Origin of the sequence: Zhouia amylolytica (genome assembly GCF_900116365.1) — a bacterium.
GTDB lineage: Bacteria > Bacteroidota > Bacteroidia > Flavobacteriales > Flavobacteriaceae > Zhouia > Zhouia amylolytica.
The window spans coordinates 335,323-347,614 of the sequence record NZ_FPAG01000001.1; the positions used below are offsets into that span (position 1 = coordinate 335,323).

10 protein-coding genes are annotated in these 12,292 nt (G+C 39.5%); 1 reads left to right on the plus strand and 9 read right to left on the minus strand.

Annotated elements, in window-relative coordinates:
- Positions 1 to 251: 251 nt before the first annotated feature.
- Entirely contained in the window at positions 252 to 1,667 is a 1,416-nt protein-coding gene (locus BM361_RS01420; protein ID WP_038268554.1) for a Gfo/Idh/MocA family protein, read from the plus strand.
- Between the two features lie 52 nt (positions 1,668 to 1,719).
- Here the strand turns inward: BM361_RS01420 and BM361_RS01425 are convergent, their stop codons facing one another.
- The 9 genes from BM361_RS01425 to BM361_RS01460 all read right to left on the minus strand — a co-directional run bounded on the left by BM361_RS01425 (position 1,720) and on the right by BM361_RS01460 (position 12,162).
- Positions 1,720 to 2,496 carry an enoyl-CoA hydratase/isomerase family protein gene (locus tag BM361_RS01425; RefSeq protein ID WP_074976426.1) on the minus strand — a complete coding sequence of 259 codons (777 nt, stop codon included), beginning with the start codon at positions 2,494 to 2,496 and terminating at the stop codon, positions 1,720 to 1,722.
- A gap of 31 nt (positions 2,497 to 2,527) precedes the next feature.
- Positions 2,528 to 3,934, minus strand: coding sequence for a sensor histidine kinase (locus tag BM361_RS01430; RefSeq protein WP_074976428.1), 1,407 nt, complete (start codon positions 3,932 to 3,934; stop codon positions 2,528 to 2,530).
- 81 nt (positions 3,935 to 4,015) lie between these two features.
- Positions 4,016 to 4,558 carry a CopD family protein gene (locus tag BM361_RS01435; protein WP_074976430.1) on the minus strand — a complete coding sequence of 181 codons (543 nt, stop codon included), beginning with the start codon at positions 4,556 to 4,558 and terminating at the stop codon, positions 4,016 to 4,018.
- Between the two features lie 6 nt (positions 4,559 to 4,564).
- Positions 4,565 to 7,678: a WD40/YVTN/BNR-like repeat-containing protein gene (locus BM361_RS01440; RefSeq protein ID WP_254785722.1), complete on the minus strand. Its 3,114-nt coding sequence runs from the start codon at positions 7,676 to 7,678 to the stop codon at positions 4,565 to 4,567.
- A gap of 127 nt (positions 7,679 to 7,805) precedes the next feature.
- The gene (locus tag BM361_RS16915) at positions 7,806 to 7,946 is read right to left on the minus strand and encodes a hypothetical protein (RefSeq protein ID WP_175496534.1); all 141 of its coding nucleotides are present in this window, start codon (positions 7,944 to 7,946) and stop codon (positions 7,806 to 7,808) included.
- A gap of 93 nt (positions 7,947 to 8,039) precedes the next feature.
- Complete coding sequence (locus BM361_RS01445) at positions 8,040 to 9,431, minus strand: MATE family efflux transporter (RefSeq protein WP_038268544.1); 1,392 nt, start codon at positions 9,429 to 9,431, stop codon at positions 8,040 to 8,042.
- A complete protein-coding gene (hemH, locus tag BM361_RS01450; RefSeq protein WP_074976434.1) occupies positions 9,431 to 10,462 on the minus strand; it encodes a ferrochelatase in 1,032 nt (343 codons plus the stop codon). Before hemH ends, BM361_RS01445 begins: the two co-directional genes overlap by 1 nt.
- 87 nt (positions 10,463 to 10,549) lie before the next feature.
- Positions 10,550 to 11,299: a ThuA domain-containing protein gene (locus tag BM361_RS01455; protein ID WP_083425832.1), complete on the minus strand. Its 750-nt coding sequence runs from the start codon at positions 11,297 to 11,299 to the stop codon at positions 10,550 to 10,552.
- A 2-nt stretch (positions 11,300 to 11,301) separates the two neighbouring features.
- Positions 11,302 to 12,162, minus strand: a complete 861-nt coding sequence (locus BM361_RS01460) for an AraC family transcriptional regulator (RefSeq protein ID WP_038268538.1) — start codon at positions 12,160 to 12,162, stop codon at positions 11,302 to 11,304.
- Positions 12,163 to 12,292: the final 130 nt, after the last annotated feature.

Consider the following 12,292-nt stretch of genomic DNA (forward strand, 5'->3'; position numbering starts at 1 on the left):
GACTATAAATTTATTGATTTCAAGGCTATTATCACACAGGGCCCTTTATTGTTTATAAACATTAACACCCCAGAGCACAACAATTCTGAGTATCTCCATTCTCATAAAGAAATTAAAATTATGACGCTCTTCATTTTAAGCCAACAATATCATATCCCAGCACCCCCATAAGTTTAAAATTATTCATAATCATTTTTTTGTAACTTATGCCTTCATTAAAGGATCATTAATCAACAAAAACTTTAAAATAAATGAAACGAAGAGATTTTGTAAAGAATGTTGCTGCGGCGGGCAGCGCTTTTTATATAGTCCCCAGCCATGTTTTGGGAGGCACTCATACGGCGCCAAGTGACACGCTATATGTTGCTGCCATAGGAGCCGGAGGAAGAGGGGCAGGTGTAATCAGCGAGCTTAATGCTACCAAAAAAGTAAAATTTGTAGCCTTATGTGATGTTGATGATCGTCGCGCCGGGGGTACTTATAAAAAGTTCCCCAAAGCTAAACAATACAAAGATTTCAGAAAAGTATATGAGGAGCAGTTAAAGCATATAGATGCGGTAGTGGTTGCTACACCAGATCACACCCATGCCACTATAGCGCTGCCATTCATGAGAGCTAAAAAGCATGCTTACGTTGAAAAACCATTAACGCACAATATACATGAAGCACGGCTTATGGCTAAAGTTGCCAAAGAAAATGGAATCGTAACCCAAATGGGGAACCAGGGAAGTAGTACAGATGATGTTAGAAAAACCAAAGAGTGGTTAGATGCCGGTATTTTAGGGAAAGTTTATCGTGTAGATTGCTGGACTAACAGGCCGGTTTGGCCACAGGGGATGCGAACCATTAATGAGGGAGAACCTATTCCGGAAGGACTGGATTGGGATCTTTGGTTAGGTCCTGCTGCGATGCGTCCATATAATTCGGCATATTTACCATTTAAATGGCGTGGATTCTGGGATTTTGGAACAGGAGCTTTGGGTGATATGGGATGTCATATTATGGAAACTCCTTTTAAAACCCTTAGTTTAGGATATCCATATGAAGCTGAAGCGAGTTGTACCACGGTATGGTCGGGAGATTTTGTTGAAGCCGATTACAATAAAGCATGTCCGCCTTCTTCTGTTGTAAGACTTAAATTCAAAAATGATCAACACGGTGATGTCGCATTAAATTGGTATGACGGTGGTATCATGCCTGACATGCCGGATAATATCCTAGAGGGGGAAACCATTGGAAATGTAGATGGCGGATCTATATTCTATGGTGAAAAAGGAATCTTAGTAACCGATACGTATTCACGTAATCCGAGGTTCTTAAAAAACTATACTCCAAGCAGTATTTCATATCCGCCGGAAACCTTAAAAAGAGTGAAGGGCACCCATGCTGACAATTTTGTTGACGGGTGTTTAAAGGGTACAGAAACCTCATCGCCTTTCTCATACGCCGGACCGCTAACAGAGTCAGTTCTTATGGGTAATCTCGCTATTAAGGCATTTCAGTATAAAGTTTTAAAGGATGGTAAAAAACCAACTGACTGGGCTCCATATAACTACCCTGGAAGAAAGAAGCTGAAGTGGGATGGTGAAAATATGTTGATCACCAACTATGACAAGGCCAATGAGTGGGTTAAAGGAAACTACAGAAAAGGATGGGAACTTACATAACAATATCTCGCCCTTGATAAATAAAAAAGCGCTCAAATGAGCGCTTTTTTATTTACTTCCCGGGGAATTTCGCCTTTCGTTTTTCTAAAAATGCGGCGGTTCCTTCTTTAAAATCTTCTGTTCCGAAACTTTCTCCGAACAGATCTATTTCAGTATCGAAGCCTTTTTTACTATACCCGACATTAACTGCTTTGATGGCCGTAGCAACCGCTACAGGAGAGTTTTTCATGATTTTATGTGCAATCTCCTTACACGTTGGAATTAATTGTTCCTGAGCCACCATATGATTTATAAGTCCATAGGATAAGGCTTGTTCTGTTCCAATCATTCCTCCTGTCATAATCATTTCCATGGCTCTACCTTTACCAATTAACTGGGGCAAACGTTGTGTACCTCCGTAGCCAGGAATAACCCCCAAGGAAACTTCCGGCAATCCCATTCGAGCATGATCATTGGCCAATCTGAAATGGCAAGCCATCGCCAATTCTAGGCCACCGCCAAGAGCGAACCCATTGATTGCTGCAATTACAGGCTTATTATAGTTTTCGATATAATCGAATAAACTGTCCTGTCCTTTCTCAGACAAACGTTTACCTTGTTTAACAGAGAAATCGGCAAATTCGGAAATATCTGCACCCGCAACGAATGCCTTTTCGCCGCTTCCTGTAATTATAAGCACGCGGGTGTCTTTATCGTCTTTTAGTTCTTTTAATGCTCTATGAAGTTCATCTATGGTTGCTATATTCAGTGCATTTAACTTTGCTGGTCTGTTTATAGTAATAATAGCTATCCCTTCTTCTTTTTCAATTAGAATGTTTTCGTAGCTCATGTTATGTTGTTTTTGTGTCCGTCCTTCGAAATTATGATTTTTCCTTTGGAAATAAAACCGTAAAGACGGTTCCTTTATTTTTTTCTGATGAAAAGCTAATAGTTCCGTTGTAAGTTTCAACAATATTTTTCACCATTCCTAAACCGAGTCCCATGCCACTGGACTTGGTGGTAAATTTGGGTTCAAATACCTTTTCGTGATTTTCTTCAGGAATCCCTTTTCCGTTGTCTGAAACAGCTATCTTAACCTGATCCTCAATGGAGGACACCTCTACCATTATCTTAGGATCGACATGGTCAGGCATTGCCTGAATGGCGTTCTTTACCAGATTTGTTACCACTCTTACCAGCTGGGTTCGATCTAATTTAGCCATCACCTCTTTCTCCTCTGAACGAAATTCTATATAGTCTTCATTAAAGATATCCAGGGATAGCTTCACCACATCCACTACATTCAACAACTCTTTCCTCTGCCTCGGCATTTCAGCAAAACTAGAAAAGGCAGAGGCAATATTACTCATGGTATCGATTTGCTGAATAAGTGTCTTTGAAAACTCCTGAAGCTTTTTCGAGGCATCAGGATCGTTAGGATCAAAGCGGCGTTCAAAGCTTTGCACACTCAGTCTCATGGGGGTAAGCGGATTTTTAATTTCGTGAGCCACCTGTTTTGCCATTTCTCTCCATGCCTGCTCCCGTTCACTTTTTGCTAGTTTGGCAGCACTTTCCTGAAGTTCATCTATCATACTATTATAGGCGTCGACAAGGGTTCCGATTTCTTCGCTTGGTCTTTCCAAGATTATTTTTTCGTTGGTTTTGGTCAACCTCGTTTCTTCTATTTTTTCACTAACGGCTTTGAGGGATCGGGTGATATATTTTGAAATAAAGTAAGCTAACAAAATGGCTAAAAGCAATAAAAAGAAATATACCGCTCCCAGTCGAATTAAAAACTCCCGAAGTTCATAATCGTTAAAACTATCGTCTTCGTAATAGGGGACATTTAAAATGCCAATAGGCTTAAATTTCAGGTCGTTGATGTAAACATATGACGACTGAAAGTCATAGCCGGCTATGTCTCTTTTTACAACAATTCTATGATCAGGATTTAACGAAAGTTCTCTCAGGGTTGCTGCATCAATCACAGTTCCATTCTCTTCACGCTTTGGTTTACTGCTAAGGATCAATTCCCCATCCAGGCCATAAATATTAAAGTTCAGGTTTTGAATGTCTGCTATTTCATAAATCCTGTTTCTAAAGATGTATTGAAGGTTGTCTGATTTAACTTCAAAAGTAGTTTCCCGCAGTTCATAATCAATTTGGGCAATCACCTGACTTTCCTTACGTTCAAGTCTTTCGCGATGATAGTCTATGGACTGTTCTTTATATTGATATATGGTCACTGCAGCGATTAGCAAAAAAGCTATCAGTACCAATAAAATCATGGTGAAGAAAATCCGGTATCGAAGAGATATTCTTTTTTTCACGTTTTCAGTTTTGTGATTTCATTACAACATCCTTGCCAATCAGGCTTCCGGATTTTTATCTCGTATTTTTTTATACCATTTAATGCCCAACATAAGTAAAAGTGCCAGTACAAAAATACCAACCACCCCAAACACCCAATCAATCGCGCTTTTTAAAATTACCAGGAAAACCACAGAGAACAAGATAATGGTTGATCCTTCATTCCAGATACGCATAAAGCTTGAGGTATATTTTACCTCATTGCGCTGTAATTGTTTAAAAATCTGATGTGTTTTTAAATGGTAGGCAAAAAGTAACACTACAAAGCCTAGTTTCACATGCATCCATCCCTGTGTCAACCAACCGGGAATCAAAATCAGTAACCAGACGGCAAAAACCGTAGCCAATATTGCAGAAGGCCAGGTAATGATATACCACAGCCTTTTCGCCATTAAACTTAATTGTTTCCCTAAAATCTCTTTCTCCGGGGAAGCTTTATGATAGGCCTCTATTTGATACACAAATAGTCGCGGAATATAAAACAAGCCTGCAAACCAGGTGATTACAAATATTAAATGGAGTGCTTTTATATAATTATACATACCTTTTTATTCTACAAATAGATACTGCAAGTTTAAGGCATTAAATTCTTTATTAAAAGCCTTTATTTCCTCCGAAACCAATGCATCGAATTTAACCAATTCTTCCTCAATTTTAGCCGTGAGTTGGTTCTTAACTGCAATGTCTTGATCTGTTGGCGGGAAATCATCTATCGTAACCAGACTATTTAAATGCGCCAGCTTATTTGTAAGCTTAATCGGGAAATTAAGAGGATCCTGGCCACTGCGATTTTTGGTCTGGTATAAGGCTTCCTCAATCGCTGTAAACTGCTTACTTAGCGTATCGGCTCTTTCGACCAATTCACTCACTGCCTGATCATTTTTATATTGCTTTTCAAAAGCATCCAATTGCTTTTTAATCGCTCTGATCTTAGCGATTGATTTGTGAGCCTTATCGACCGTTTTATTTACAGACTCCACAAAATCGAACTGTTTTTGCATCTCTGCAACGCTTACCTCAGCTCTGGGGTCCGGTAAAATATTAAATATTTCTGTTTCTTTTTGACCATTTACATCGAGTTCAACACTATAGTTGCCCGGCACGGCTTTCGCACCGCTCAAACTTGCCCACCAAAGGATCATTCCCGGAAGCCTTTCAGCTCCATCATAGCGCGTATTCCATACGAATTTATTCGCTCCTTTCTGAAGTTGTAATTTATTCTTACTATCAAAATTGCTATAACTTTTTATGGTATCCCCGGCTTTATCAAAATAGGTGAGGGACACGCTATCTTTTTCTTTTAGATCCTCTAAGTAGAAATAGGTAATGACCCCATTAGGGTGATTAGCTCCTGCTGTTTTAGAAGCGCTACCTCCTCCACCTTTCATCCTATAGGCATCTTTAGGAGCAAAAAGAACCTGCTTTTTGTTTTGAACATCTTTTAATTGATGTAAAACGGTAAGGTCGTCTATTATCCATAAACTACGGCCTTGAGTAGCGACAATCAGGTTGTCATCTTTCAGAGCAAGATCGGTAACGGGAACCACCGGCAGGTTTAACTGAAAAGACTCCCAGTTCTTACCATCATCAAAAGAGATGTACATTCCCGTTTCGGTACCTGCATACAACAACCCTTTTTGCTTCGGATCGGCTCTAAGCACCCTGGTAAAATGCTCTTCATTAATCCCATTGGTTATCTGCGTCCATGATTTACCATAGTTCGTAGTCTTATACAGGTAAGGTTGAAAATCACCTAATTTATAGCGCGTAGCCGCTACATAACAAGTCCCTTCTTCGAAGGCACTTGACTCGATGCTATTAATCATACTCCATTCCGGAAGTCCTTTAGGTGTCACATTTTCCCAGGTCTCCCCTCCATTCCGGGTAAGGTGAATAAGGCCGTCATCGCTACCAACCCAAAGGAGTCCTTCTTTTAAAGGGCTTTCATCTGCGGCAAATATAGTACAGTAGTATTCTACTCCGGTATTGTCTTGTGTGATTGGCCCTCCGGAAGATTTTAATTTTTCCGGGTCATTTGTGGTAAGGTCATCGCTTAATAAGGTCCAGCTTTGACCTTCATCTGTACTTAAGTGCACATGATTGGAAAACGTATACAATTTATTTGGATCGTGCTTACTAAACATAATAGGGAAGTTCCACTGGAACCGATACTTCATCCCCTCTGCTCCATATCCCATTGGGTTATCTGGCCATACATTAATAGCTCTTACGGTACCTGTTTTATGGTTGACTCTTGTTAGAAAACCTCCATAGCTACCACCATAAACAATATCGTCATTTTCCGGATCGACTGCAATATGTGCTGATTCTCCTCCTGCTGTAGACTCCCAATCATCTTCCCCTATGGAATAACCGTCGCTTCTATGATTTATTCTAACGGTAGAATTATCCTGTTGTGCCGCATAAATACGGTACGGGAAATGATTATCGGTTGTAACCCTGTAAAATTGAGATGTAGGCTGATTATGGTAGGTGCTCCAGGTGGCTCCTCCATCATAACTGATCTGGGCTCCGCCATCATCAGCAATTATCATCCTATCCGGATTTTCCGGAGCTATCCATAGGTCGTGATGATCTCCGTGTGGTGCGCTTGAAGAAGAAAATGTTTTTCCGCCGTCCTTTGATTTATGATATTGTACATTCACCACATAAACCACTTCTTCATCGTCGGTATCGGCATAAATCCTGGTATAATACCAGGCTCTTTGTCGTAAACTTCTATCACTATTGACCTGTCTCCAGGTCGCTCCGGCATCATCACTACGATATACACCACCTTGATCTTTGTTTTCAACAATAGCCCATACCCGATCCGAATTTTTTGGTGAAACCGTTACGCCTATAATCCCCAAGGTTCCTTTTGGAAATCCTTGTTTTGTTGATATTTCGGTCCAGGTTTCTCCACTATCAGTACTTTTCCATAGTGCAGAACCTTCACCTCCACTACTCAAACTATAAGGAGTACGTTGCACACGCCATGTTGAGGCATACAATATTCTTGGATTATTAGGATCGATCATCAAATCTACAGCTCCGGCCATATCATTTACAAATAGCGTTTTTCTCCAGGTTTCACCGCCGTCCGTGCTCTTGTAAACACCACGTTCTTCGGTAGGTTTATAGATATTACCCAAAACTCCGGCGTATACGATATCAGGGTTATCGGGGTGTACCCTGATTCTGGGAATATGACGCGATTTTTCCAGTCCCATTTGCTTCCAGGTCTTACCTGCATCAACTGTTTTCCAGATGCCATAACCTGAAGAGACATTTCCGCGCACTGTTTTTTCTCCTCCTCCGACGTAGATTACATTATGATCGCTTGGCGCCACTGAAACGGCACCTATACTTCCTCCAAAAAACCCATCTGAAATATTCTCCCAGGTTCTCCCTCCATCTTCAGTTTTCCATACACCTCCGCCGGTAGAACCAAAATAGTACAGATTCGGTTTTCCCGGAACTCCGGTTGCAGCTGCCGAACGCCCTCCTCTAAAAGGCCCTATTAACCGGTATTCCAAACCACTATACAGGCTTTGTTCTGTTTCGGTTGTTTTTGATTTCTTAGATTTCTTTGTTTGTCCCCAGGAAGTTGAAATGCCCAGTATGATTAACATACTGAGAAATAGTAGTCTTTTTATCATTTTTAAAGTAGTGCATTGGTTTGCACTTAAAGGTAGGAATAAAATATGATATTGTACGGCCCTTTAAACCAATCTGGCAATTGCCCCACAGTCATCAATTCTGTCTTGAATTTTTAAAAAAGCCTGATCACTGTTTTGACACCCTGCGTCCTGCTACCTCCCCCAATTGGTGCATTAGTTCAGCTATATTAAAGTACAATACTACCAATATTAAAATTCCAAGTAATACATATACAGGATTCTTGAATAGGCTTTTAAGGTTTTTCATTTAGACACAAAATTTCAAGATGAATCTTATTCAATACAACAATGCTAATATATAAGATTTTTCTTAAAAAAAAGGTAGTCTTTTTGAAAAATATCAAACAGCATTTTCCAACTTTGTCGTACGCCTAATTTCCCTATTCAAAAAATATGCAGTAACAATGGTAGCTAAGAAATCTGCTATAGGGAAGGAGATCCATACACCTGTTTCACCATAGATTCCAGGCAATATAAGTATCAGAGGAATAAAGAAAAACCCTTGTCTGCTCAGGGTCAGGAGTAAAGCGGGGATTGCTTTCCCGATAGCTTGAAAATAGGCTGCTCCAATTAACTGAATAGCTATAATAGGCGTTGCCGCGAAAACCATCCTAAGTGCATCAGGAGCTTTGGCTAAAATGGTAGCATTGGTTTTTAATTCTTCCGGAGAGAGTGTACCATTACTCTTGAGGAATAGTTTTGTAAAGGCATCAGGGATAAAGAATATGATCAGGAAAACCAGCAAACCTACAAAACATGCTGTAATTATTGATTTATTGATCGATTCTCGCACCCGGGCATATTTTTTAGCCCCATAATTAAAACCGGCTATCGGCAGAAAACCTTGAGTAATTCCCAAAACAGGAAACAGGACAAACATCAGCATTCTACCCACTATGGCATATACAGAGACTAATGCCTCCCCTCCAAGGTTGAACAAGATATTATTCATAATCAAATAAATAATACTAACCACAGCCTGTCGTGCCAGGGTTACAAACCCAAGAGAGCCAATTTCAGAAACAATTTCTCTTTTAGGAATTAAATGAGTTATATTGATTTTAAGCTCTGAGTTTCTACTAAGAAAGAACCATAATATATAGGCAAAGCACATCAAATAAGACAAGGTAGTAGCCCAGGCGGCTCCATTCATGCCCATGTCGAACACATGAATCAACAGGTAATCCAGAAACAAATTTCCGATGGTTGGTATGATCATGGCTATCATAGAATACCGTGGCTTTCCTTCTGCCCGTATTACATTATTACCCATCATGCATAAGGCCAGGAAAGGCACACCATAGAGCACCACCGTGTAATATATTTTAGCGGGATCAAAAATGGCCCCCTTACCCCCAAAACTCGGGATGATATCATCGACAAAAATAAGGCCTGGAATTACCATGCCGACGGTAATAAGGATCGTTAAAGTGATCTGGTTTCCAAAAGTAGTCAGGGCTTTCTCGGGATTTTCGGCTCCCAAAGCTCTGGAAATGATGGACGAACCTCCAATTCCAATTGCCATTCCTAGAGCGGCAATAAAAAATGATACGGGTAATACTACATTGATTGCAGCGATGGCAATCGAACCTACCCATTTACCCACAAAAATACTATCGATCAGGACATTCAGAGACATTACCAGAATCCCTACAGAAGCGGGTATAGCCTGCTTTACCAAGAGTTTACCAATTGGCTCTGAACCTAAGTCGGTAGCACTAACCTTTGCCATTAAGCGTTGGCTGTTTCAGTTATTGCCCACTCATCAACCCATCTTGACAATACTTTCACCCATTCATCATTATCATTCAGGCATGGAACTGCGTAGAATTGCTCTCCACCTGCTGCAATAAAGTCCTCTTTACCTTCCATAGCAATTTCCTCCAGGGTCTCTAAACAATCAGAGACAAACGCAGGTGTAACTACTGCGAGATTTTTAATTCCTTTTTCAGCCAGACTTTCGATGGTGGCATCAGTATATGGCTGTATCCATGGATCTCTTCCCAATCTGGACTGGAAGGAGGTTGAATACTTTGAATTGTCTATACCCAGTAATTCAACGACCTGTTTAGTGGTTTCAAAGCACTGGTGTCTGTAGCAATATTGATGGGCTGGTGAATTTGTTTGACAACATACACCATCTATTTTACAATGTGAATTGGTTATATCCGATTTTCTGATATGTCGCTCCGGCACCCCATGGTATGAAAACAACAGGTGATCCCATTCTTTCCCCTCCAATTCATCTTTAATAGAAGCGGCAAGTACTCTTACATAATCCGGGTGATTATAAAAAGCAGGAATATTCGTGAACTTCATTTCAGGGAAATGTTTTTTCCTTTCCTCTTCAGCTTTCACCAGTACGGTTTCAGTAGTAGACATGGCAAACTGGGGATAAAGTGGAACTATTAACACCTCGTCGACACCCTGGTCTGCTAATTCCTGTAACCCGGCTTTAATTGAAGGATTCCCATAACGCATTCCAAGAGCAACCGGAACCTGGGTTAAATCGTCTACCTTTCTCTTAAGTCTTTCAGAGAGTACTATTAAAGGCGAACCTTCATCCCACCAAATCTTTTTATAAGCAGCAGCTGATTTTTTTGGTCTTGTATTTAGGATAATTCCCTTTACTATAAAAGCTCTCAACAGGTAAGGTTTATCAATCACCCTTTCATCCATCAAAAATTCGTCTAAATATCTTTTAACGTCTTTAGGATTTGTGCTATCCGGCGAACCCAGGTTTATAAGTAAAACTCCTTTCATGTCTTTAATTTATTCATGGCAAAAATACACTTTTCCTCAAAGCTTATTTCTAAACCATCCGTTAAGAATATTAATAACTGTATAGATTTATTCAATAGCATTTTCTCTGTTAAGACACCAAAGAATGCCCCCTAAAATATGTTTTACAAAGAGCGGTTCATCATAAGATTCATGCGTATGTCCTCCACCAGTATAAAATATTCGGCTTCCTTCATAAACATGACTCCAGGCAATAGGATGATTTTCCCCGTTTTTCCCTCCTTCATAACTAGATTCATCAAGGTTAATCAAAACCCTCACATCTGAATTCAGGTTCTTAAAGTTATACCACTCATCCTTCCGAATCCAGGTATCAGGCAGATGCTTACACGACGGATGATCTTTATCCAATACTTCCAACCTTGCCTCTTGAACTCTTGGATGATCAGAAAAATAGCCGCCAACCAGTTTCCCATACCACTCCCATTCAAATTCAGTGTCTGTGGCTGCGTGGATCCCTAAAAAACCCTTCTTGCTTTGGATGAAATTTTTAAACGCCAGTTCTTGCTTAGGGTTTAAAATATCTCCGGTAGTTGACAAGAAAACAATAAGGTCTATATTTTTCAGGAACGAATCGTTAAAAACGGATGCATCTTCTGTATGTGTAACATTAAATCCATTTTGTTCTCCCAGCATTTTAACAAGCTTGACCCCTGTCTCTATCGAGCTATGTCGAAAGCCTGCAGTTTTAGTAAACAAAAGTATATTTTCATTTTGTGAGGAATCAACAGGATTTTGATTGTACCCCCATTGGAATAACAATCCTGCAATAATAGATAGTAAAAGCTTTTTTCTCATTGTTATGAGTTGGTTAAGGACATTAAATATTTTTTTGGTGTGGTTCCGAATTTCTTCTTAAAAGCAGCAATAAAATGACTTGATGTACTATACCCGACCTTTAAGGCTACTTCATTTACATTATGCTCACCACTTTCCAGCACCTTTCGGGCATACTCCATTTTATAATCAAACAAAAAACTATAAACCGAATCGCCATAAACTTGTTTGAATCCTTCTTTCAACTTTTTCAAATTCAACCCTATTTCTTCAGAAAGTTCAGAAAGGGATGGTGGTTCTGCCATTCGTGCTATGACGATATCTTTTGCCTTACGTATTCTTCGGATGTTGTCTTCATCTATTAAAAAAGGGCATTGTTCGACATCTGCATCCTCGGGTTTATTGAAATACAAACTAATAAGTTCATATATCTTACCCTTTAGATAAAGTGTCTTAATAGAAGAATGCACATGGTAATTCATTATCTGACTTAAAGCTACTGCCATAGCAGGCGTAATAGGCGCATTGGTATAATACTTCTTATCTTTGTTATCTTCACTCAAGAAATGAATATAATCGGCTTCCTGGGAAAATAGCGAATGAAACTTTTTGATAGAAATCAAAACTGAAATAAGCCATGATTTCGGTTCCAATTCTAAATTGATAGGTAAATCCTGTTGTGGATTGTATAACAACAGCGCTTTCTCTTCGTTGACCTCAAGCGCATATCGCCCTTTATTAAAATTAAACTTAGAACTCCCCTTCAAGCAAAAATGCATTTGAATATAGCTACTATCTGCATGACGCTCATACTGTTGAGGATCGTTACCGTCATTCTGTGTTTTTAACAAATAAAATCCGTCTGATATCTGAATTTCTTCCATAGTTCCTGCAGCGTTATTTTTTTAATGATTCTCCTGCTTTTTAAATTCCTTTTTATTTAGATTCGTTCTAAACAAAAATTTCTAAAAAGGCTTGATTATATCCAAATGTAAGGTATTTTAGCGTTTTCAA

Bases quoted from the DNA above. Each gene is read 5' to 3' on its own strand.
- BM361_RS01420 (WP_038268554.1), top strand. From the start codon at position 252: ATGAAACGAAGAGATTTTGTAAAGAATGTTGCTGCGGCGGGCAGCGCT.
- BM361_RS01430 (WP_074976428.1), bottom strand. From the start codon at position 3,934: ATGATTTTATTGGTACTGATAGCTTTTTTGCTAATCGCTGCAGTGACC.
- BM361_RS01460 (WP_038268538.1), bottom strand. From the start codon at position 12,162: ATGGAAGAAATTCAGATATCAGACGGATTTTATTTGTTAAAAACACAG.
- BM361_RS01445 (WP_038268544.1), bottom strand. From the start codon at position 9,431: ATGGCAAAGGTTAGTGCTACCGACTTAGGTTCAGAGCCAATTGGTAAA.
- BM361_RS16915 (WP_175496534.1), bottom strand. From the start codon at position 7,946: ATGAAAAACCTTAAAAGCCTATTCAAGAATCCTGTATATGTATTACTT.
- BM361_RS01435 (WP_074976430.1), bottom strand. From the start codon at position 4,558: ATGTATAATTATATAAAAGCACTCCATTTAATATTTGTAATCACCTGG.
- hemH (WP_074976434.1), bottom strand. From the start codon at position 10,462: ATGAAAGGAGTTTTACTTATAAACCTGGGTTCGCCGGATAGCACAAAT.
- BM361_RS01440 (WP_254785722.1), bottom strand. From the start codon at position 7,678: ATGATAAAAAGACTACTATTTCTCAGTATGTTAATCATACTGGGCATT.
- BM361_RS01455 (WP_083425832.1), bottom strand. From the start codon at position 11,299: ATGAGAAAAAAGCTTTTACTATCTATTATTGCAGGATTGTTATTCCAA.
- BM361_RS01425 (WP_074976426.1), bottom strand. From the start codon at position 2,496: ATGAGCTACGAAAACATTCTAATTGAAAAAGAAGAAGGGATAGCTATT.